21 protein-coding genes are annotated in these 21,055 nt (G+C 48.0%); 9 read left to right on the top strand and 12 right to left on the bottom strand.

What is annotated here, in order from left to right:
• Nucleotides 1-111: 111 nt before the first annotated feature.
• On the top strand, nt 112-1,038 hold the full coding sequence (locus tag H6750_13960) for a hypothetical protein (protein MCB9775412.1): 927 nt from the start codon (nt 112-114) through the stop codon (nt 1,036-1,038).
• A 128-nt stretch (nt 1,039-1,166) separates the two neighbouring features.
• On the opposite strand, the gene H6750_13955 is transcribed toward H6750_13960, so the two are convergent.
• From H6750_13955 to H6750_13930, 6 genes are all read right to left on the bottom strand, one after another.
• Nucleotides 1,167-1,544 (bottom strand): response regulator, encoded by a 378-nt coding sequence (locus tag H6750_13955; GenBank protein MCB9775411.1) that lies wholly within the window; start codon nt 1,542-1,544, stop codon nt 1,167-1,169.
• A 249-nt stretch (nt 1,545-1,793) separates the two neighbouring features.
• Nucleotides 1,794-2,135: a hypothetical protein gene (locus H6750_13950; GenBank protein ID MCB9775410.1), complete on the bottom strand. Its 342-nt coding sequence runs from the start codon at nt 2,133-2,135 to the stop codon at nt 1,794-1,796.
• 673 nt (nt 2,136-2,808) lie between these two features.
• Nucleotides 2,809-3,570 carry a BON domain-containing protein gene (locus H6750_13945; protein MCB9775409.1) on the bottom strand — a complete coding sequence of 254 codons (762 nt, stop codon included), beginning with the start codon at nt 3,568-3,570 and terminating at the stop codon, nt 2,809-2,811.
• Between the two features lie 183 nt (nt 3,571-3,753).
• Nucleotides 3,754-4,047, bottom strand: coding sequence for a hypothetical protein (locus H6750_13940; protein MCB9775408.1), 294 nt, complete (start codon nt 4,045-4,047; stop codon nt 3,754-3,756).
• A 110-nt stretch (nt 4,048-4,157) separates the two neighbouring features.
• Nucleotides 4,158-4,337 carry a DUF1328 domain-containing protein gene (locus tag H6750_13935; GenBank protein ID MCB9775407.1) on the bottom strand — a complete coding sequence of 60 codons (180 nt, stop codon included), beginning with the start codon at nt 4,335-4,337 and terminating at the stop codon, nt 4,158-4,160.
• 20 nt (nt 4,338-4,357) lie between these two features.
• Nucleotides 4,358-4,720 (bottom strand): hypothetical protein, encoded by a 363-nt coding sequence (locus H6750_13930; protein ID MCB9775406.1) that lies wholly within the window; start codon nt 4,718-4,720, stop codon nt 4,358-4,360.
• 308 nt (nt 4,721-5,028) lie between these two features.
• On the opposite strand from H6750_13930, the gene H6750_13925 reads away from it, so the two are divergent.
• On the top strand, nt 5,029-6,159 hold the full coding sequence (locus H6750_13925) for an AI-2E family transporter (protein ID MCB9775405.1): 1,131 nt from the start codon (nt 5,029-5,031) through the stop codon (nt 6,157-6,159).
• Between the two features lie 112 nt (nt 6,160-6,271).
• Nucleotides 6,272-6,742, top strand: a complete 471-nt coding sequence (locus tag H6750_13920; GenBank protein MCB9775404.1) for an MgtC/SapB family protein — start codon at nt 6,272-6,274, stop codon at nt 6,740-6,742.
• On the opposite strand, the gene H6750_13915 is transcribed toward H6750_13920, so the two are convergent.
• The 3 genes from H6750_13915 to H6750_13905 all read right to left on the bottom strand — a co-directional run bounded on the left by H6750_13915 (nt 6,743) and on the right by H6750_13905 (nt 9,619).
• Nucleotides 6,743-8,194, bottom strand: coding sequence for a glucose-6-phosphate dehydrogenase (locus H6750_13915; GenBank protein ID MCB9775403.1), 1,452 nt, complete (start codon nt 8,192-8,194; stop codon nt 6,743-6,745).
• Nucleotides 8,195-8,413: 219 nt separating this feature from the next.
• Nucleotides 8,414-9,094: a hypothetical protein gene (locus H6750_13910; GenBank protein ID MCB9775402.1), complete on the bottom strand. Its 681-nt coding sequence runs from the start codon at nt 9,092-9,094 to the stop codon at nt 8,414-8,416.
• A gap of 201 nt (nt 9,095-9,295) precedes the next feature.
• The gene (locus H6750_13905) at nt 9,296-9,619 is read right to left on the bottom strand and encodes a hypothetical protein (protein ID MCB9775401.1); all 324 of its coding nucleotides are present in this window, start codon (nt 9,617-9,619) and stop codon (nt 9,296-9,298) included.
• A 1,063-nt stretch (nt 9,620-10,682) separates the two neighbouring features.
• On the opposite strand from H6750_13905, the gene H6750_13900 reads away from it, so the two are divergent.
• Complete coding sequence (locus tag H6750_13900) at nt 10,683-11,540, top strand: M48 family metallopeptidase (protein MCB9775400.1); 858 nt, start codon at nt 10,683-10,685, stop codon at nt 11,538-11,540.
• 4 nt (nt 11,541-11,544) lie between these two features.
• On the opposite strand, the gene H6750_13895 is transcribed toward H6750_13900, so the two are convergent.
• Nucleotides 11,545-11,892: a cupin domain-containing protein gene (locus H6750_13895; GenBank protein ID MCB9775399.1), complete on the bottom strand. Its 348-nt coding sequence runs from the start codon at nt 11,890-11,892 to the stop codon at nt 11,545-11,547.
• Nucleotides 11,893-12,047: 155 nt separating this feature from the next.
• Between H6750_13895 and hpnR the strand changes: the two genes are divergently transcribed.
• Nucleotides 12,048-13,592: a hopanoid C-3 methylase HpnR gene (gene hpnR / locus H6750_13890; GenBank protein MCB9775398.1), complete on the top strand. Its 1,545-nt coding sequence runs from the start codon at nt 12,048-12,050 to the stop codon at nt 13,590-13,592.
• Between the two features lie 131 nt (nt 13,593-13,723).
• Here hpnR and H6750_13885 read toward each other — a convergent pair whose 3' ends face one another.
• The gene (locus H6750_13885) at nt 13,724-14,083 is read right to left on the bottom strand and encodes a PRC-barrel domain-containing protein (protein ID MCB9775397.1); all 360 of its coding nucleotides are present in this window, start codon (nt 14,081-14,083) and stop codon (nt 13,724-13,726) included.
• Between the two features lie 209 nt (nt 14,084-14,292).
• On the opposite strand from H6750_13885, the gene H6750_13880 reads away from it, so the two are divergent.
• A complete protein-coding gene (locus H6750_13880) occupies nt 14,293-15,720 on the top strand; it encodes a hypothetical protein (GenBank protein MCB9775396.1) in 1,428 nt (475 codons plus the stop codon).
• 1,009 nt (nt 15,721-16,729) lie between these two features.
• Here H6750_13880 and H6750_13875 read toward each other — a convergent pair.
• Nucleotides 16,730-17,218 carry a DUF2892 domain-containing protein gene (locus tag H6750_13875; protein MCB9775395.1) on the bottom strand — a complete coding sequence of 163 codons (489 nt, stop codon included), beginning with the start codon at nt 17,216-17,218 and terminating at the stop codon, nt 16,730-16,732.
• 205 nt (nt 17,219-17,423) lie between these two features.
• On the opposite strand from H6750_13875, the gene H6750_13870 reads away from it, so the two are divergent.
• The 3 genes from H6750_13870 to H6750_13860 all read left to right on the top strand — a co-directional run bounded on the left by H6750_13870 (nt 17,424) and on the right by H6750_13860 (nt 21,029).
• Complete coding sequence (locus H6750_13870) at nt 17,424-17,996, top strand: hypothetical protein (protein MCB9775394.1); 573 nt, start codon at nt 17,424-17,426, stop codon at nt 17,994-17,996.
• Nucleotides 17,997-18,874: 878 nt separating this feature from the next.
• On the top strand, nt 18,875-19,672 hold the full coding sequence (locus tag H6750_13865; protein ID MCB9775393.1) for a PRC-barrel domain-containing protein: 798 nt from the start codon (nt 18,875-18,877) through the stop codon (nt 19,670-19,672).
• A 226-nt stretch (nt 19,673-19,898) separates the two neighbouring features.
• The gene (locus H6750_13860) at nt 19,899-21,029 is read left to right on the top strand and encodes a Gfo/Idh/MocA family oxidoreductase (protein ID MCB9775392.1); all 1,131 of its coding nucleotides are present in this window, start codon (nt 19,899-19,901) and stop codon (nt 21,027-21,029) included.
• The last annotated feature ends 26 nt before the right edge of the window (nt 21,030-21,055 follow it).

Below are 21,055 nucleotides of genomic sequence, written 5' to 3'. Positions count from 1 at the left end.
CGGAAATGGGAGGCATCTCGCTAAATTTGTACAACACTTACGCTCGAGGGCTATGAGGAGTCCCCATTATTTTTTTATTCATTTTCATTCCCCCAAGCAAGGAGGGCGACCTTGAAAACGTTATCCCCATCAACCAACGGTGTGATTAATAATTCTGAAGAATTCAAACAATTCATTCCGGCAAACTTTTCCTACTTCCTGGAACGTTCTTCGGGCCTTATTCGGCGCATTCTGCAAGACATGGGGCAATGGGCCGACAACTCGGCCCATGAAAAATTATTGCTGCGACTTTCGTTTGATCTGGTTGAACGGTTTATCGAATACTGTCCTTCTCAGCTCCCCTGTCGACCTGCTCTGCTGTTGGATGGGTTCATATCAGATTTTTTTGGAAAGCCCCAGGAATCTAAAGCTTCATCAACCTCTAATCCCGTTTTGTACCGTTTTCTGGATGGCCTGCTCAATCGGGCCGTCCTGAGCCGGGACGCCTTGATCTGTCTGTTTTATCACTTTTACGGCATGAAGCCGGTCGAAGTCGGATTCCTTCTTGGTTTGGAAGAGGGGCAGACCCAGCGCATCTATAAAAACTTTGCACGATGGCGGCAAAAGGGGTGGTTCCAGGCCGCAGAAGAAGTTGGATTAACCACCCAAGAGGTCCAATCGTTGGTTGAAAATCAAGCTTCCAATCCTGAATCTTTTCATCTTCAGGTGAGGGAAAATCTAGAAACCTTATTGCCATTTTATCGAAAAAGCGATCCCCCCTACTACCCATGCCTTGAGGATACGAAATGGCAAGAGATGTTCAGGGAGGGATATGGATTTGATTACCGAATGTGGCATTTACCTCTCTGCCTGTCCTGCATGGAGGTCATTACGGAAGTGGGCGACTCATTTCTCCTCAACCCCGACGTGACGCTGAATTTTCATGTCTCTCCACATTCATTGAGAGAAGAGGAGGTATTCTGGCCGGCTCTGGGGTTAAAAAATTTATCAACGGGAAAGAAACGCCATCATTTCACCCGGGATCTTCAGATGGCATAATTTTCTTCTCAAAGTTTGTGGAATGGGTTTGGCACAACACCACATGATCGAATGTTCAGCAGGAGCGTGAGCATGGCAAATAAAAAAGAGTAGAGAACACGTATCATCCAATTCTTTCTCTACTTTAGTTAGAGGGGAAAACGCATCACCAACTCCCTACAAGCCTGAAGAAATCGCGTTGGGTTAAGAGGTTTTTCGAAGGTATAGGACGCTCCCAGCAGATGGGCAAACCGTTTAATATTGAAATTTGGCGCCTGGTCGGCGGAGAATGTCGCAATAATTGGAGGATGGCCTTCTTTCGACGTGATTTCAGAAATTAACGAAAACCCGCTTTTCTGGGGGAGAAACAAGTCTACGACAATCAGATCGACAGATTGTTGGGTAGAGAGACTGATGCCCTCCGAAAGATTGCCTGTCACAACTATCTCAACTCCGCACAAATCCCCGAGGCGTACCCATGCTTCTTGGGAATCAGGATCGGGGTCAATAACAAGAAAAATACTCATCACAGCCCGTCGAGCCAAGCACTACCGACTTTCAAATGATTCAGAGTAGCAATCCACATCCCTGTAATCCGATTTCTTTCTGCTGCCTTCCCTCCGCTTGACGTCAAATCCTAGGTGGTGGAATCCAAAGCTATGCCATTCATCAATATGATGTCGTCCTCCAATTCTGATTTCGTCATCAAAGAATTTGAACGGACGGAAGAGTGTCGCCACGCTTTAGCTCGTTTCTGATTCTAAAACCATACGAATCTATTCGGTCTTTGACGGAAGTTTTCCTCCCGACCTCAAAGGCAGGATAGAGACGTCCCACATGGAAACGAGAGGTCTTTTGTCATCATCAACTAGAACCCCACCCCAGGGTTGCCATGAATAGATAAAGATCGCCCCGGGGGCCCCCGTAGAAATAGATTTCTCGTCACGGTATTTCTGAAGCCATAGCCCTTGCATGGAATGTGTCGGCAAGCCTGCTGCAAGAGAGGTTATTTGAGATGCATAGAGGAGAGCTGTGACCAATACCCCCACTCCCAAAGGTAAAAAAACCAGCACTCCACGCCCTTCTCCAAAGCCGGCCTGTTGTGTTGTCCCTGACATAGACGTCGTCCCTACCTTTCTCGTGACCGGAGAGAATTCGATATCTTCCTGATCAGAATCAGCTTTACCATATAAAACCAAACGAACAAATGGACATTTGATTTCTTTTTTTTGTCAACCCTGTCGCGCCAATGTCAGCCTGGCTACCCGGGCTGATCCGCGAATCAGAATACATGGGAAAATTTCGGAGCCGGGAGTGCTCCATAATGGAAAGGGGCCCGGACATTTCTTTCAACCGAAATATCCGGGCCCGTGGTACCGACAATATATTAAATTGGTTCAGTCAGGACCTGTGATTATTCAAATTCTTCTAAAGGAAAATTGAATCCTGAAACGGCTTATTAAAAGCCGATCACTCCGAACAACCATAATATCAGTACGAGACTGAGAGGAACTCCCAAAATCCATAATAAAATTGGCATAACGTTTCCCCTTCCGGTTTGAATTTAGGGTGACAAATGTGCATGGCCTTCATAATATTTTTTTCTCATTTTCAAAGGAAAACCCTTTCACCCGGAAACAGGACATATGGAAAATTCACCAATTTTTCCAATCAATAATGTCCCCGGTCGTTTTCATCACTTTCGTGTCAACCTCATCTATCATACAAGTGTTGGAATTGGAGCCTGGCAATTGTCCCTTCCCCATCACAACGACCATCCCATTTACTTTGTTAATTGGCAATCCTCAGCAGGTTATTGACACGTCGTGCTCCGGCTTCATAGGCATTCTCGACCGCAGCCGCCATTTCGGATCTGTTTTTAACGGTGCCTTGGAGCGTCACGACGCCTCGCCGCGCATCCACCCGAATAGGATCTTCATCCACATATGGGCTCCAGGCTAATTCCTCCCGCACGGCCTTTGCCAAACTCCTATCACTCAGCTCGCCCCACGGGCGCTCATCATATCGAAATATTCGCAATTCGTTTTGGACTTTTTGAGCGCCACCCTCATAGGCATCTTCGATCGCTTCCACCATGGCGTCCCGATTTAAGACCATGCCTGATAACGTCGCTACCCCATTTTTTACGCTGACGTGAACCCTCTCTGTGCCCCCGCCCATTTCAGCAAGAATATCACGGCGAATGGCTTCATCGGCTCGCCGCAGGTCATTTGGATACCGTGGATTTCTTGTGGAGGCTGTGGACCGATACCCTTCTTGAGTCACATACCCTTCACCCCGATACCCTATTTCCTTTTCCTGATCTTCCATCGTATCCAGATCCCCATATTGATCGGTATAAAACTGCCGATTGTCATGCCGGTTGCTATTGGCATCATCGATGGAACGGGAATCGGACCATCCGCGTGTATCCACATCGGATCGGTCCCTGTAATCATAGGATGAAGCTGCCTGAGCCATGAAAGGCACACCCAAGCACAGGGCCATGACAGCAGTGCCCACTACCATTCGCTCTCCTGAAATGAATTTCATTAGACTCTCCTTTCCTTGTCGTTGGTATGCATATTGAAAGCTTCTTTCTCTCCCTATTTTTTCAGGATAGCCGGAGACCCGGAAAATTGTGAATGGACAAGTTGTGCAGGCAATATCCTTCCATCGTCTAATTCTTTTAAATTCTCCCGATCAACACGCTCACACCGAGCAATGAGTGCGATGTCATATTCCTTCCGGACGATTTTGATTCACCCGAAGGCGCAAACGCCATTGAAGAGGAGCATCAGGATCACGGGTATAATGGGTATCATCCTCTTCTACCTGCACCGCTCTCAACGGGATGGTAATTTGTTCCTTCATATGCGGGAAGGTCTCTTGAAATAACAAATAGACCACGTTTTCGGTGCATCCAAACACTTCGGCGTTCAACCCTGTCACATCGTTAAAGTCCACCGTGACCCGTTCTGCAGGATTAATCCACGGCTCAATCAATTTGGCTTTTTCGTGATTTGTCATAACATCCTTTTTTATCATGGAGTCTCATTTCTTATGTAAGTGCCTTACTTCGCGCCAGCATGTATAGCAACGCTGGTGTTTGGTCACGCTGACTATTTCTCAACAGGGCGTTACGTAATTTTTTTTGCCACAAAAATTCCGATGAGGACCATGGCAATGCACAGTGCGAGAAAAATATAAAATAATATTTGGGCGATTCCGGCAGCGCCCTCCGCAATTCCGGAGAATCCCAATCCGCCCGCGATGAGCGCAATAACAAAAAAAATGGCTGCCCATTTCAATATCGTCATAGAGACCTCCTTTCACGAGGTTAAAGAGGAGCACAGATCGTCGGATCAGGAGTGTTGATGAAGACCATCCCGCCTCTGTTTCCGGAATAATTCATAGGCCATTCGACGGGAAAGCCGGCTGCCGTGCCTCTCATACGTATAGGGTGATCCGAGGTATCTGGCGGGTCACCAATTGGGAGAGGTTCATCGTTGGGATCGTTTCCAGGCGATGGAGGCATAGGCGGATCGTCAATCGGCTCCGGTTTCGGGTCCCGTTTCGGGGGACCAATGGGGGGCGATTTTCTTTCAGGTTCAGGTGGAGGTTTCGCGGGTGAGCGTTTGTTGTCTCCGGGGAACGATTGGTTATCTGCTTCACTGAGATTGACTGCCCGTATTCCGATCATCCTGTCCTCCTTCTGACACGATGAAAATCCCGAATGCCATCTCCGGCACCCTCTCTCCTCCTTCAAGGAGAACATGCCATGAATGGGAAATTATTGATTAGGAAAATTTCCACCAACTCATTTTCCCTATTGTCTCATAATGTCTCTTTAGGTTACTCACTCAAATAGACAAGTTACGAAGGACTCCGCGAAGTTTTATCCATGTAGGATCATCTTGAATTTTGATAAAGATGATGATGGCAAATGATCATAAGGACGTCCGTATTGGACACCCAGGTCTACCAGTGGTATCTCCCTCTTCAACCACTATGAAACCAGCCCGACATGTTCATCTCTGGGAAATTGTTGCGGTTCGTGAATTGTGTATCGTGGCGATGGGAGTCTTCCTACTTTGGCTGTGTTTTCAATTGCAGGCCATTTTGGTTCCGGTCTTGATAGGCCTGGGACTGGCCTACCTCACTGATCCTGCTTTGGATTATGTTGAACAGACATGGAAACTCCCACGGTGGCTCGCCGTGACCTTTATGGCGTTGGTCATCTGTGCATTGGTGTCTGGGTTCGTCCTTTGGGTTGGACCGAGACTTGCGGACCAATTGCGGTCTTTCATTGAAAAGTTTCCCACCTATCTTTCTCTTCTGGCCGATCGCCACGGCATGGATGTGAAAGAAATAACCCGGAATTTCAAGGAAATTTCCGGGAACATCCAGGATAATCCGTTATCGACCCTCAAGACGTTTTTATCGGGAACCGGGCAGGTCTTTTATTTGACCAATCTCATTATCGGTACACTGGGCTCCTTCCTATTCTCGTTCTCTTTAATCATCATTTATTTTTTCCTTTTTGCCTGGAGCTTTCCTTCCATTCAACGCACGATATGGAGTGCCGTCGAATCTCAGGAGGATGACCGGTGGCCGAAATTACTATCCAAAATGGATCGGGCCATTGGAGAATTCTTCAGAGGCCGATTACTGATTGCGTTAATGATGAGTGTGATGTTTGCAATCGGATGGTTTTGGGTGGGGATGCCTTATTGGATTCTCCTGGGAGTTGGCGCAGGATTATTGAGTTTGGTCCCTTATGCCGCCACCTTGATGTGGCCCGTCGCTATTCTTTTGAAATATTTGGATATGTCCATGGGATCCGGCTCAACCGACAATTATTGGATGCAACTCCTTGTCTGGCCCAGTGCCGTCTACCTGGGAGTACAATTTCTTGAGGGATGGGTGCTCACGCCATGGGTTCAAAGCCAGTCAACCGACCTCAGCGCGGCAACCATTCTGCTGGTGGTGCTGATCGGCGGGGCCCTGGGAGGTGTTTTAGGATTAGTTCTTGCCATCCCTTTCGCGGCTTGCCTGAAAATCCTTGCCCGGGAGCTGATAATTCCCCGGATTCAGCGAGGCAATATCACGGAGGTACACCATGAAATATATACACCATAATACATCCGGCCAGGTTTAAGGTCTGCCATATATTCTATGGAATCTCCCACCATCATGATGAACCGTTCTCAGGATTTGGGTTCGACCAAGTATAGAAGGGAAAGAATTCACGATGAACATGGTCCTTGAATTGGATTGGCAACAAATTTGGTCGCATTTCTATCATCTGATCATTGCCTTTTTATTGGCGGTTCCTCTTGGTTGGGATCGTGAACAAGAATCACACGGTGCAGGGCTGCGAACATTTCCCCTGGTTGCACTCGGCTCATGCGCCTATATGCTGACGGGAATCCATGTGTTGTCGTCCACCGATGCCGAAGGACGTGTCATCTATGGCATCTTAACCGGAATCGGTTTTATTGGCGGTGGCGCCATTCTCAAAGACAGAGGGAATGTGGCCGGAACCGCAACCGCCGCAAGTATTTGGAACACCGGAGCCATTGGAATGGCAGTGGCCTGGGATCGTTACGAAATCGCCATGGTGTTAAGTGCGTTGAATTTTTTGACGTTTCGTTTCATGCCGTTGGTTAAAAGACGAGTCACATCTTCAGCATCAACAACTAACCGCACCATGGAAACCTAACTAATGATAGTTTGGGAATGGTTCGCTCCCAGGAGTCTCCCCTGTCGTCTGGAAATGGCCGTACTCGGTCAATGCTCCGGTATCCTCCCTGGGTGGACCGTTGGACCCGGCCGGGTAACTCTGCAAGGATACCACATTGTCCGCCCAGGCATCCGCAATGGGTTGAATGATATTCCACATCTCCTCGACCTCATCATCCCGCACGAAAAGTTGTGATTTGCCGGACATGGCTTCGAGAAACAACCGTTCATAGGGGGAAAGACGTTCAGGAGAAACGGGGTCGTCCACCCTCATCGGTGCAGGTGTAATCCCTCCGGCATCCTGAATGCTAAATATCCCAAGATTGACCTCTTCACTCGCCAGATTCAAGCACAAGATATTCCCGCCTTCTGTGGGAAGGAAAGATCCCGGATCTTTCTGCCCCCTTTTAAAATGCACCAGGATTTCTTTTCGTTCCCGACCTAAAGCTTTTCCGGAACGTAACACAAACGGCACGCCTTGCCAGCGTTCATTGTCGACCCAGAAGGTCACTTGCGCAAACGTTTCAGTATTTCGCTCGGGATCTACCCCCTGACTTTTTGCATAACCGGGAACCCGCACACTCCCTATCTCCCCTGACCGGTAACGGGCTCGTAAGGTCTGGGATCGAATCTCAGCCCTTGACAGTTTTCTCACTGCTTTGAACAATTCCACTCTTTTGTCCCGAAAATCAGGGGACCACATGGTCTCCAAGGGTTCAAGAGTCAGGACGGCCAATAACTGAAGGAGGTGATTTTGAATCATATCTTTCAGAGCTCCGGCACAATCATAGAAGTCCGCCCGCCCTTCCAGCGCCAAGGTCTCATCCCAAATCACCTCGATCTTTTCAATATGATGCCGGTTCCAGATAGGGGTAAATACGGGGTTGGAAAACCGGAGACCAAAGACGGCGGACACAATTGGCATTCCTAAAAAGTGGTCGATGCGGAAAACGCGCTCTTCAGCAAATTGCTGATGCACGAGCCGGTTCAATTCCTGTGATTGGGCATAACTGAGCCCGAATGGTTTTTCGATAATGATCCGGGATTGTGGCGGCAGGGTAACCCGTCGCAGGGATTCCAAAACTGTAGGAAACATCTGAGGGGGGAGCCCTAAATATAGCAGCGTCGACTCTGCCTTTTTATGAAAAATCGCCTGAATCTGTCGAGCGTCGGAAAGATCTTCGACATGCGCATACTCCAAAGACCTCAAAAATCCTTGGCGGGATCTTGGAAATGGTAGATCCTCATGCTGACCGAGTAATTTGGACACATGCTCTTGAAGCTGAGGCGTCTTCCAATCACGCCGCCCAACGCCCGTAATTCTATATTCTGAGGGAAGACCGCGGTTGGCGAAAACTTGAGCTAAAGCAGGGAAAATATATCGCTTTGAGACGTCGCCTGTCGCTCCAAATATGACCAGATGCTCATACATAGGCCCTTTATGAACCTCATTTTAAAAATTACCATCGGAGCTAACACCTCGTTACCGGACACCCGTGGGGCTTTCAGGAGAACGTCAGGAGGAAAGTACGTTACCCTGATGACCGGGATTTATGGTCGGATGGATTAACATGACTGCCCTTTTGCAGCAGAACATCGAATATCCCTCCACAAACCTTCCATATTTTTGACATGCTTTTTCTTTTCAGGTCTACCAATAATGTGGTTTACCGTAATGTTGATAGAGATGTATTTCATACACTCGTTCGATTGGGGCGGATGGATCATACTCCGGAGATTTTTCTATCTGGTCCTGATTGAGGTCCACGACCATCATTCTCTCTGCCCAGTTAATGGATTTATTCCACATTGGACTGATCAATACCTTTCTACCCGCCAACCATTTCGAGGTATCCACGACCAGATAGCGCACAGTCCAAATGGCATCATCAATAAGAAAATTCACAACTTTTCCGATTTCACCATCCGCCGCCTGAAGGGAATAATCTTTAAGCCCATTTGCGCTGATTAATGTGCCGGGGAAAACCGACAGTTCCCTCTCGTCAATTGGGAAATAGGTGCTCCACCGGTAATAATTGCAGATTTCCCGCTCCTTCTCCCAGGAGAATGGTTTTTCGATTTCAAAGGCCGGTGCGCCTTCGACTTGCCCCTTACTGACTAAAGCCCGGAACGACCCAACTTCCGGTTGGGGATGCACAAAACTCTGGGTAGAAATCAACACATGGCGGCCTTGCAACCAGTTACCGGTGTTCGCTGCCAGATAATGTATTTTCCATGTCTGATCATTTGCATAGACATCCGCCACCGTACCGATTATCCCATCAGTACCCTGTAATACGCAGTTTTGAGTTTTATTGAGATCTCGTAACATGTCATTTCCTCTTCTTATTGATAAGTCGGCAACCGTTTAACCCAGTCCGGACAACCTTTGACTCCAGCTCTACGGACATCGAACCTACATCAACGAAATGAGTCATCACGAAGGAGGTGACGGAGGAGTTGGCCGTCAATTTGATTGCCGGATTGACGGCCAACTCATGACACCCGACACTTTGCCATTCCACTCAGTGCATCAGTGACTTTTTTGTGATGAACTCTGACTGGAAATTGGAGCTTTCTTATTCCTTTTTTCCAAATCTCTGGCGGCCTGGTCGGATTTACTTGTTCCGCTGGGATTCTGAGAACCCACGTCTCCCATTTCCGTTAATTGATCCGATCGGCTCCCCGGACCACTTCCACTGTCGAGTGAGGGCTCAGCGGACGGGGTGCTTCGTTGAATGTTGTCAGGGACATTTTCCTCAGCTGAACCGGCCTTCATGCCCTGACCGGCCATTCCCATGGACGTCATACCCAGAATGAACGCGGTGGCCATCCATACAGTTAAAAATCTTTTCATAACACACCTCCTGAAAAAGTGAATGTAATGTTCAATTGAAAAACTGTTGAGAGGCCAACATGAAAAGCTGAATCCTTCATCCAGATTCTCAATTGCCGTATTCTCCGTTATCACTAGCATGAAAGCCGCAAACCGACCAATGGACAAATCGGCAATCAGAAAAAACCAAATGTATAAGGTTTACCCACGAGTGCCAATCCCAAATATCAGAAAGGCTAATGAGAAGAACATGTCGTATACAACCGTCAACTACTTGAGGACGAAGTCCAAAATTCCTCCCGTTGTGTTATTCATGGTCATTCACATGAACATGAAGAAGTGCTAATGATAAAAGAGGCTATGAAATTCTATCGTGAGAACTCGAGGCAACGCCCGGAGAAGGAGGGTTTAAGTCAGGAAGAACAATCCGAACCATCGGAAAATTTAATCCCCAGATTACCCTCGTGAGGACATGTGTGTCAGGAGGTGACTGGTGGTCATGAAGGTCTTTGCATATTGCGCTCCTCACGCATTGATCTGGTGCTTTGTGATTTCCGGATGCCGGAAATAAATGCCTTTCAATTCACCCACACCCTGGAAAGACCCATGTTATCTCAACTATTCCCATCTTTTCACAACAACTCATTTTGATCGGACGATGATTGCCCATGCCTCTCCCCCCCTGGGCAACCCCCGCTCTGGTAAAACCCTATTCCCTGAAAAACCTGGAAACAGCCTTCGGGTTGATTGGCCGCTGAAGCGGCATCCACAGTCCGGCCTAACCTGGACAACCCGGAGGAAGTTATTCCTAATCAACGCTGATTCGCTCATATTTAAATGAATTGAAGTACCCTCGTCCTCATTTGTATGGTATTCTCTTCTTTCCACATTCAATCCCATCCTCCCTTTATTCTGAACCCGGCATTTCAGAAAAAAAGAATTAATGTCTGCCCTATAGACATTTTGTTTCCCTTCAAAGAGTCACTTGTCTTTTGCATTCTCCCATCCGGTTCCTTCATGATTTCTTTTATGTGTTTTGCTGCCTTAGCACGAAACGGAGAGTAAATCCATGCACATCCAACCCATGCTTCCCCCTCTTCATCTTGTTAGACATTTTTGTTCATTATTGATGTTGATGAGCATGGCGATGGGTTGCCAAACCGTTCCGTATACCGATCGATCCCAACTTGTCGTGGTCCCTCAATCTCAGGCCACAGAAATGGGTGAACAAGCCTTCCAACAAATTCTTTCCGATCCCAAGGTCCAACAATCTCAATCCCCTGAGGAAATTGGAGCCGTGAAACGTGTGGCGGAAAGGATCATTCAAGCGGCAAAAGAATCCAAATTTGCGGAAGATGCCAAGGCCTTCAAGTGGGAAGTCACCGTAATCAAAGATGACCAGACCAAAAATGCATTTGCCCTGCCAGGCGGGAAGATTGCCGTGTATACAGGCATCTTCCCCGTTGCGAAAACCGATGCCGGACTGGCGGCCATTCTTGGGCACGAAGTCGTCCATGCCCTCGCGCGTCATGGTTCGGAGCGTATGAGTCAGGAGGTGCTGGCTCAAGCCGGGCTATCCGCTGCCGCGGTGGGCCTTGGGGCGAGTGGTGCCGGCCCTGTTGTCGGGCAGGCCACGATGGCTGCCCTAGGCCTTGGAACCAAAGTCGGCATCCTCCTCCCCTACAGTCGGACGCATGAATCCGAAGCCGATTCCATTGGACTCATTCTGGCAGCCAGGGCTGGCTATGATCCACAGGAAGCGGTTCGGGTGTGGCAACGCATGCAACAGGGAAGTGAGGGAGCGCCCTCTGAATTTCTTTCCACCCATCCCAGCCATGAGACGAGAATTACACGTCTTCAAGAAGAAATGCCTGAGGCCTTACAAATCTTCCAGAAGGTAGAACATGCGCCAGAGCATCAGCTTCCCCCAGTCAATCCATAATAGATCAGCGGGGGACTTCATCCAGGCCATGTACATGGGCTGGGGGGTGAGTCGCTTCGACGGCAGTAAATGTTTCAAGAATGGTATAGCTGTGACTCGCGCCTTTGGGTATCACCCAACAGTCTCCCGCATTCAGCAAAATTGTTTGGCCTTCCAGCTGAAGCTCAGCACGACCGTGAATGACATATCCGATGGTTTCATAATCCCTGGATGAAGATTCCTGTGTTTGCCCGACAGGCAATTGCTCCCATAATCGCATGGCTAATCCGACGCCCGTAGCCAAATATTTCTGACCCATGGCACCCCTGGGAGAATGATCCGATTGAACTTTTTTAATACTCGTATCGACCATAAGTAGCCACGCCTCCTGTGTATAGGTGATTGTCTGACTACACCATAACTGATGGAAACAATGGCATATACTCTGCAAAACCCTGGCTGAGCTTTGGCAATCCTGGAGAAAGAATCGAAAGCCGGTCTATTAGTAATATGTAAAGGAGGTTCGTCTTGAAAATTCTCGCCGTGCATCCCGGTCCGTTGATGTATACCAAAATTTTTCTGCGTTTGGAGCCCTTAGGATTGGAACTGGTGGCGGGAGCAGCCAGGCAGGCCGGTCATGACGTGCGACTCATCGACTTGCAGGTGGAGCAACCACAGGACTATTTCAGGATGTTGAAGGAATGGTGTCCCGATGTCGTTGCCCTCTCATGTAATTATTTGCCGAATGTTCCCGAAATCATCGACCTCGCAAAGATGACCAAGGCCTCGTTTGCAAAAATTTTTATCGTGGCCGGGGGACACAGCCTTTCCTTTGTCGCCAGGGAGGTTCTAGAGCATGCGGAGGGAGCTATCGATGCCATTGTCAAAGGGGAGGGCGAGCCGGTAATCGGGCCGCTCCTCAACGCCATCCAACATGATCGCTCAAATGTGCACCGGATTCCCGGTGTGGTCACAGGCGAAGCTGAGGGACCGCCTCCCGAATTCGTCAAGTCTCTGGATGAGGTGAGGCCGGCCAGGAATTTACTTCGTCACCGGAACAAATATTTTCTTGGTGTACTGGATCCATGCGCATCTATTGAATTAACTCGCGGGTGCCCCTGGGATTGTTCATTTTGTAGTGCCTGGACATTTTATGGACGAAGTTATCGTCCGGTTAGTCCTGAGGTGGTCGTGGAGGATCTAACGGGTATTCGTGAACCTGGAGTGTTTTTGGTGGATGATGTGGCCTTTATCCAGGCAGAGCATGGCATGGCCATTGGTGAGGCAATCGCACGCCGGGGTATCAAAAAGTCCTATTATCTGGAAACCCGTGGTGATGTCTTGTTGAGGAATAAGGAAGTCTTTCGCCTGTGGAAAAAGCTGGGAATGAAATATATGTTTATAGGGCTGGAGGCCATAGATCAGGAAGGATTGCTTCAACATCGAAAACGCATCTCACTTGGTAAAAATTTTGAAGCCCTGGAATTTGCCCGCTCCTTGGGCATCATCGTGGCAATTAACATCATTGCCGACCCCACCTGGGATAAGGATCGATTTGAAACCGTGCGTCAATGGTGCTTGGAGGTCCCGGAGGTTGTCAATATTAGTGTCAATACGCCCTATCCCGGCACGGAAACATGGCACCAGGAATCTCGGAGAGTTCAGACGCGGGATTATCGGCTATACGACATCCAACATTCGGTGCTTCCCACCCGCTTACCGTTGCCGGAATTTTATGAAGAGCTGGTCAAAACCCAACGAATTCTCAACCTCAAACATCTCGGCTGGAGTGCGCTAAAAGGCACCATGCGAATTGCCGCCGGCCTCCTTCTTCGCGGACAGACCAATTTTGTCAAAATGTTATGGAAATTTAACAGTGTCTATAATCCAAAATTGCAACTATCGGATCATCAACGCCCTGTCAACTATGAGTTATCTATACCTTCATCCAGCCATTCGTTAGAAGGACACAACCTCTTGTTTATCCATAAAGGAAAGGGCCGGGCAGGCCGGGCGTTAGATCACTCAACCGAAGAATTTGTGGATTCGACCAGGAATGGGGGGAAAGATTAGGCTTAGTGGGGAAAGAGACGCCTCTCAAAAAGGAGTGGAATCCTCAGCAAGAACCCGCCGGGATGGCGGGTTCTTGATGATCAGCATTCCTTCACATTCAAATCTGTGTTAGGAAATTTCTTCCCATCGGTTTAATCCCAATAGGGATCATACCCATAATAAGCATGAATGGTTTTTCCCCATGTCACATCAGCCATGTCCGGCCAATTGTCTTTATCAAAACCGGGAGCCTGTTCTAACTTTTCTTTTGCCACGTTTAATAACAATACCTCCTCCTCTTGTACGACCTGGAATGCCTCCCAGGGAATCGCAAACAGTTTATCTCCCATTCCTAAAAATCCCCCAAACGATAACACCGCATAGGCAATGCGCCCTCCTGAGAGATCGATCATGAGATCTTTAATTTCTCCCAGGTCTTCCCTTCTCATATTTTGAACGGTGGTTCCGACAAGGGAACTTGAGGAAAGAACCTGCCGAATTTTGGTAGTCATACAACCTCCTTCTTTGAATCGAAATGGATAATAAATGAGAATCTTCTTCTGCATATAACATGCTCCTCATTTCCGCCTTAACTGAGATAAACCCTTGAAAAAAGGAAATCCCAAACCAGGGTTTTCTCCAGTTGTACCGGTGCATAAATCATTTATCCTGGTGGAAGAATCCACGTACAAACTTTAACTGTGTAAAGGAGGTGCACATTATGTTCACGCGGAACAAAATGGCCAGATCAGTTATCCTTGCCGGCATTCCATTATTGACGCTACCGTTATTGGCCGAAGCCGGCATGTCACGGGACAGGTCGGATCGCATGGAATCGGGACGGTCGCACTCCATGGAACAAATCATCCAGGGGGAAATCTCCAAAAAGAACGGCGACCAAATTACCCTTCGTGCGAGTAATGGAGAACGCATCACATTTCGAATTAATGACGAAACCAATCGGTTGTGTCCACAAGGTATGAGTTCAAAGAGTCAAAGCTCCTCGAGTCACGATTCGTCAAGCACTGGAAAGACTTCGAGTAATAGCCTCTTCGGAAGTTCAAGCGGACAGGGGTCAAGTCAAATGTCATCCGGCACACAGGAGAGATCAAATAAAGCCGGATTTTCATTTGGCGAGTGTCATTTTGAAAAAGGGGAATTTGTAAAGGCCAAAGTGGAGGAAGATGGCACTGCCACCTTTGTCCGTTCGATGGGCCAAAATGATGATAATTATTTTAGTGCCGGAAGAATGGGAGATGAGTATTTTGTCCTTCCAGCGGGCCAATTAGGTGGCCTGGACATTTCGGACAAGGATGCCAATTATTCCGTTAAATCGTCCGATGGCCATGAAATCGGGAGTGTGTATCGAGTGATGACGAATAGTAATGGAGATCTGACCTATGCCATCGTGAGAAAAGCCGATGGCCAATTGATTTCCGTTCCATGGCAGGCCTTGGAAGGGTCCGGCAATAAATCCTTTAAGTTGAACGTGACTCAAAATCAATTAGGCAATCTTCCCATTCTGGAAGATGGAGAAAATGCCGGGGCCCACGTCCAAAAACATTGGGATTTAACGGAACAGGAGAGACAAAGATTAGCAAAATGGAATGAAAGTTTGGATCGGTTTTATGCCGACCGCGATCGTTATTATGAGGATACACCGACATTTGAAGGGAATCGGGAAGGCTACGACCGTTACGATCCGGATCGGTCTCGCATGAGTCGTTCCGGATATGACCGGTCACGTCATTACCAGGATCAAAATGCCGAGGACTTTCAGACACGACGAGACAGTTTCAGCCCAACAGAATTCCCTCCACATGATCGCGCCTTTCAATATGAAGGGGCTGATCAGAAGAATTCCTATAACCGAAGCAACAGGGATCGTGACAATTATCGAAGCCAATCCCGGTCAAACATGCGGAATTACGATGAGGATGATTACCGGAATCGCGGAAATCAACGATCCATGTATTCCCAAAGTCGTGAAAGAAATTACCAGGATCCTATGGAGCGGTTATCTGACCGATACAACACCACCACCGCAAGAAACCAGTATGATCCTCAGAGGCAGGGAGCCGATCAGTATCAATCCCGGCGTTCTGGTGGGAAAGATTATGATTACCGCCCTGACGGATATCGACCATAACGCATGCGTCAGCCCCTGGGCCTGAACGGCCCAGGGGTAAATCTAAACCCTGACTCTTAAATTTAGATGTATAAAAATCACATTACATATGAAAGAGAATTGAAATGAAAAACCAATTGACAGTGGTGGGGCTCTCAGCTTTCCTTGTTCTTACGAGTGTCGCTGTGTATGCAGAACAATCGGACATGATCCGGCAGGATGATCAATCCACAAGTCCGACTAAGCAAAAAAACCAACAAAGGGGATCCTCAATAGAATCCAAAAGCTCCTCCAGCCAAAATACAGAGCCCTTTGAATCGGAGGAACAAAAGGCCGCTCGTCCTGGCGGAGTCGGCGAAGAAGGTTCGAGCTTTGGTAGTCCAAGCACTGTACCCCCTGGCGAAACTTCTCCCGGATATACGGGTGAGGATAAAAAGGCAGAAAAAAGAAAGAACCGTCAACAAGGTATGTGAGATGGACATGAGGAAAGACCATCCTCCCAACAATCACTAGGGGACAGGGAATGCCATCTAGTGAGGGGTAGGAGCCGATCGGACGAAGGGGAGATCGGACGATCGGCCGATACCCACTTTTGAAAATATTAGTCAATGCTTTTTTATATCACATGAGGTTCTCATATTTTTCCTTGTTCATGCCTCAATGCTCTTCACACGTCCCTTCAACATTCAACCCATCTCAGCAATTTATCAGCCGCGTCCATTCATATTTTCCGAGAGCAAGATTTCCCATATAATGTCGGGAGTGGCCATGGAAGAAAGGATGTTTCGAAAAACAGGAACATTCTATTCAAAATTAGCGGCAAGGAAGGTATTCGCTGCCTCAGGAACGCTTTACGCGCTGGGTGCTTTGAGATAGGGCTCAATTTCCCGCTTGAAATCCAGAACGAAGGCTTCCCCGGTTCCTTTCGAACCGAAAAGGTAAGATGTGTACCCCCAAACTTTCCACATGACATTGCTTAAATATTATGAGTTATCGCTGATAAATTTTGTGAAAGCGCTCTCAACCTTCTTCAGAATGAGGAATTATTTCCGGCTGCCTCAAATGCTTGAGTCACTTGCGGAGCGTCTGCCCCATTGAGTGCGCCTGCTATTTCACCCACGTCCCGATAGTCCCCCCGCAATGCCTTTAACGCATGACGTTCCTGTTGAATCTCATGTGCGGTCCGTATTCCCATTCGCCGGAACAGAGGAACCGGCGGGCACCAACCTTGTATGGCATGTTGCAGGAGAAAACCGGCGATGGCGGCGGGAAAAATAAACCATCGGCGATCAACAAAAGCGCCCAATGCCAGACCCATGAGGGAAAATGAGGCAGCATTAGCTTCAAGAACTCTTTCGATATCCCATTCCACCTCTAGATCTCTTAATCGCCGATCAATGGCCGAAGGTCCGGCCGAGGCATACAGCAGGACATTATTTTTTGTGCGGTTATAAATTTCCTCATTTATGTCAGCGTCTGTATGTTCCTCAACGCGTGTGGTTGTTGGTGAAATAATCATACATGGCCTCCCTTCATGCCTGTGCACGACGCACTTCCATGCCGTGGGTGATCGCGTGCTGTAAAATTCAGAAATTAAGGAAGAAAGACATATTCATCAACTAGCAGAAACCCTGGCCTGCGGTGAAACTTCAGGGTTTCTGCTAGTAATCAATTCTAGGCGCGTGCCTTCCAGACTTTTGAAACTCGGAAATAAAGGTGTCTGCGTGAAACTGGGAACAGGGAGATGCGCGATAGTCACGACGGACGTTCAGTTTGTCATCTCCGCTCCCGAGGTCGAGGCAGTGGATACCATCGGAGGAGGCGATGCGTTTGCGGGAGCATTCAGTGTGGCGATTCTGGAACATCAACCACCCGAGCAAGCCGCAGCATTCGCGGTTGCCGCGTCCACCCAGGCTGTCACGGGTATGGCTCCCAATCGTCATACCCAGCCGACACCAAATCGAGTCTCTTTTACGGAGGGTTATCACGAAACAAAAACAAAACCAGACTGCATGGAATTTTTCTTCAGCATTCTGCTTATGCTGAATCTGGTGTTATTTCACATCGGAAGGGCTTTTTTCGAGTTCTTCCGGGGTCAATCGTTCCAGCTTTTCTTCGGTCATGGGCTGGCGGGTAGTGGGATCCAACACCATCTCCGGATCCACCACCGGGGGAGTCACCACCGCCTCGGGATTTGGCGGGATTTCCGGCTCCACCACCATCTCCGAGTCAATAGGTGGAATGACTGGAGGTTCTTTATTCAATCCCGTTGGATCCTGCTCGATTGTTTCAGCTGAAACTGCCGGCTTTGGGACACCTGATCCTGATACCTCCATGGGGAGATGAGAGGCATTCATCAGCAGAATCACAAAGATTCCCAGCACCACTGACCACATATCCACTTTTGGTCGTTTCATGTTTTCACCTCTTTTTTATATTTTTCTTATTTCTTTCTATTCATTATCCTCCTCATAAAGTTTAAAAGCATCTGACAAGAACCCTGGAAAACTCCATTTATTAGGAAAATTACGGAACAAGTTCTTAAGGGGAGATAACCCGAGATGCAAGGGTTTTATCCAGGCCCATTTCCTTTTGGTTTCTTTACAATCAGAAACAGGAGAAAATTTCAAGAAAAATATACTTTCGGAAAGCACGCATGAGCCCACTCATCACCATTAAAAGATTTTTCGGAATGGGATTAGCCTTGAGTCTGGCTGGAGGAGGGCTCGTCACGCTTCTTCTCGGGATGCTTCTTCTAAATGTGTGGGACACGCCAGGCCCGGTGAAGAATTCGATGACGGTTAATGAGTTATTGAGAGATCAGAACCCCGGACAAATCTCCTACATATCCTTTCCAATCACTGACCATTTGAAAAACCAATTGGAATCACATCGAAAATTCATACCTTTTTCAGAGAGTTACCGCTCTCAATAGCAGTAAGAAAAGCACATATGGAGGCTAATCCTGAAGATGGCCCGGTGAGAAACGATTCATTTCCTTCATCATTGAGACACAGAAGATTAATCCAAACTAAACATAAAAATACTGTTCAAAGCAATAAGGAACACAATGCCCGCATTTTCGGCTCGTGACCATACGATCTGTTCATTACAAAAAGAGGACAAATCCCCAGCACCATCGTTTAACCACTCTCACAAAAGGAAAGTTATCAAGATGAACACAAAGCGCAAAAGTAGCGGCACGCTCGGCATGGCATTAGCCTTTGCTCTCATAGGCGGAGGCATGTCCTTAGCCCTTAGCGAGTCAGGCCAACAAACCAAGGAACTCCTTCTTAATGCCAATACCCTCATCGGGAACACGGTCATTGACAAGGGAGGCAAAGAACTCGGGACGGTTCAAGATTTACTGATTGATCAGACCACAGGGCAAATTTCCTACATTGTTCTTTCGTATGGAGGCACATTCGGTGGCACTCTTGGAATCGGGTCGGAAAATTATTCGATCCCCTGGGCAGAGGTGAAGCTGACCAAACAGGATGAGAAGATGGTGGTGCAGGTCGCCGAAGCTCCCATTGGCGAAAAACGAACGCCTAAAGACCACGCCTTCATGGGCCACGAGCAAGCTGCTACGGCCCAGACTAGGGATTTCAATCCTTCAACCGTCGAAACGGTGGAAGGGACTGTGGAAAATGTGGATTACGATATGTTGGAGCCCGGAGTGACCACAACCGATAGTTTGATAGTGTTGGACATCAAAACGCCATCCGGGACCGAACGGGTTCGGGTCGCGCCTGATAACTACCTCAAGGAGCAGGGAATCGAGATCAAGGAAGGCGATAAGGTCGAAGTGACCGGATCACGAATCATGCGGGACGGGGAAAGTCTGGTCATCGCCTCTCAAGTTACCCTGAAGGGAAATGGAAAAGTTCTGGCAGTGCGGAAAGACGACGGCACTCCAAAATGGGACACAGGAAGTGGAATCCATACTAAGACATCGTCCGGGAAAAAATAAAATTTCTTTCTGTTCTGTTAACGGGAAAAAGCCATCCGGGCTTTTTCCCGTTTGACCTCGTGCTGCCCTTTCTTATTCACCTCCTCTGTTTGGAATCTCTTTAATTCTGGCTGATATTTCTTGGAACCAGGGTTCTTTCCAGTTCATTTTCGATAAAAACGCTGATACAAGCTGTAAGTAATTGTTCGGTCTTACTCTTTTGACACGATTATAAGGAGACCCCAGGATGGCACGTTCGCCCCAAAGGACATCCGGCGCTAGGAAAATTCGGTACGCGGTGGTGGGGCTGGGCTATATCGCTCAGATCGCCGTACTTCCGGCATTCTCTCATGCGAAAAAAAATTCGCTATTAGCAGCCTTAATTTCCGATGATCCCAAAAAATTGAAGCAATTGGGAGCAAAATACGGCATCAACGGTCTCTATTCGTACGACCAATATGAAAAATGTCTGGAAAAGGAAGAGATTGACGCCGTGTATATCGCGCTTCCCAATCATTTGCATTGCGAATATACCGTCAGAGCTGCGAAAACGGGCGTTCATGTGTTGTGTGAAAAGCCCATGGCCTTATCAGTCAAGGAATGTGAAACCATGATTCGCACAGCGGACCATTATGGTGTCAAACTGATGGTCGCCTATCGGCTTCATTTTGAAGAGGCCAATCTTCGGGCCATACACATGGTTCAATCAGGGAAAATCGGCACGCCCCGGTATTTCCAATCGGCATTTAGTCTTCCGGTTAAAGATAAACAAAATATCCGGTTACGGGAAGCAACCGGTGGAGGCACGCTGTGGGATATCGGCATTTATTGTTTGAATGCCGCCAGGAATCTTTTTCATGCGGAACCCCTTGAGGTGTTTGCCAGTACGGCAGGAAAAGGGATCGACCGATTCGACGAAGTCGAAGAAATGAGCGCCGTCATGCTCCGATTCCCTGATGACCGGTTGGCTACCTTTATCTGTAGTTTCGGAGCCGCCGACGTGTCCGAACTTCGAATTGTAGGGACAAAGGGACAACTGCGGGTGACCTCGGCCTACGAATATGTCGAACCCATCACTCATTACCTTACGGTGAACGGGAAAGAGAAAAAGCACACCTTTTCCAAACGTGATCAATTTGCGCCACAACTTTTAAAGTTTTCGGATAGCATTTTGAAGGATACCGTTCCTGAACCGGCAGGCGATGAGGGCCTTCATGATGTCCGCATTATTGAAGCTCTGTACCGTTCAGCCCAAAAAGGCCAACCGGTCCCTGTTAAAGAAGTTGAGCGGAAACGTCGTCCAACGCTTCGGCAAAACCTTCGCCGTCCGCCGGTTAAAAAGCCCAAACTTATCCATGCTCAAAGTCCGTCAGGATGATGATGGACATGAAATATTTTCATTTT

The sequence above is a fragment of the Nitrospiraceae bacterium genome, assembly GCA_020632595.1.
Taxonomy (GTDB): domain Bacteria; phylum Nitrospirota; class Nitrospiria; order Nitrospirales; family UBA8639; genus Nitrospira_E.
Note: the sequence above shows the minus strand (reverse complement) of the source record. Positions and strands in the feature narration are given on the sequence as shown.

Excerpts from the sequence above, each read along its gene's own strand:
- H6750_13955 (MCB9775411.1), bottom strand. The coding sequence starts at position 1,544 with ATGAGTATTTTTCTTGTTATTGACCCCGATCCTGATTCCCAAGAAGCA.
- H6750_13950 (MCB9775410.1), bottom strand. The coding sequence starts at position 2,135 with ATGTCAGGGACAACACAACAGGCCGGCTTTGGAGAAGGGCGTGGAGTG.
- H6750_13945 (MCB9775409.1), bottom strand. The coding sequence starts at position 3,570 with ATGAAATTCATTTCAGGAGAGCGAATGGTAGTGGGCACTGCTGTCATG.
- H6750_13940 (MCB9775408.1), bottom strand. The coding sequence starts at position 4,047 with ATGACAAATCACGAAAAAGCCAAATTGATTGAGCCGTGGATTAATCCT.
- H6750_13935 (MCB9775407.1), bottom strand. The coding sequence starts at position 4,337 with ATGACGATATTGAAATGGGCAGCCATTTTTTTTGTTATTGCGCTCATC.
- H6750_13930 (MCB9775406.1), bottom strand. The coding sequence starts at position 4,720 with ATGATCGGAATACGGGCAGTCAATCTCAGTGAAGCAGATAACCAATCG.
- H6750_13925 (MCB9775405.1), top strand. The coding sequence starts at position 5,029 with ATGAAACCAGCCCGACATGTTCATCTCTGGGAAATTGTTGCGGTTCGT.
- H6750_13920 (MCB9775404.1), top strand. The coding sequence starts at position 6,272 with ATGAACATGGTCCTTGAATTGGATTGGCAACAAATTTGGTCGCATTTC.
- H6750_13915 (MCB9775403.1), bottom strand. The coding sequence starts at position 8,194 with ATGTATGAGCATCTGGTCATATTTGGAGCGACAGGCGACGTCTCAAAG.
- H6750_13910 (MCB9775402.1), bottom strand. The coding sequence starts at position 9,094 with ATGTTACGAGATCTCAATAAAACTCAAAACTGCGTATTACAGGGTACT.
- H6750_13905 (MCB9775401.1), bottom strand. The coding sequence starts at position 9,619 with ATGAAAAGATTTTTAACTGTATGGATGGCCACCGCGTTCATTCTGGGT.
- H6750_13900 (MCB9775400.1), top strand. The coding sequence starts at position 10,683 with ATGCTTCCCCCTCTTCATCTTGTTAGACATTTTTGTTCATTATTGATG.
- H6750_13895 (MCB9775399.1), bottom strand. The coding sequence starts at position 11,892 with ATGGTCGATACGAGTATTAAAAAAGTTCAATCGGATCATTCTCCCAGG.
- H6750_13885 (MCB9775397.1), bottom strand. The coding sequence starts at position 14,083 with ATGACTACCAAAATTCGGCAGGTTCTTTCCTCAAGTTCCCTTGTCGGA.
- H6750_13880 (MCB9775396.1), top strand. The coding sequence starts at position 14,293 with ATGTTCACGCGGAACAAAATGGCCAGATCAGTTATCCTTGCCGGCATT.
- H6750_13875 (MCB9775395.1), bottom strand. The coding sequence starts at position 17,218 with ATGATTATTTCACCAACAACCACACGCGTTGAGGAACATACAGACGCT.
- H6750_13865 (MCB9775393.1), top strand. The coding sequence starts at position 18,875 with ATGAACACAAAGCGCAAAAGTAGCGGCACGCTCGGCATGGCATTAGCC.
- H6750_13860 (MCB9775392.1), top strand. The coding sequence starts at position 19,899 with ATGGCACGTTCGCCCCAAAGGACATCCGGCGCTAGGAAAATTCGGTAC.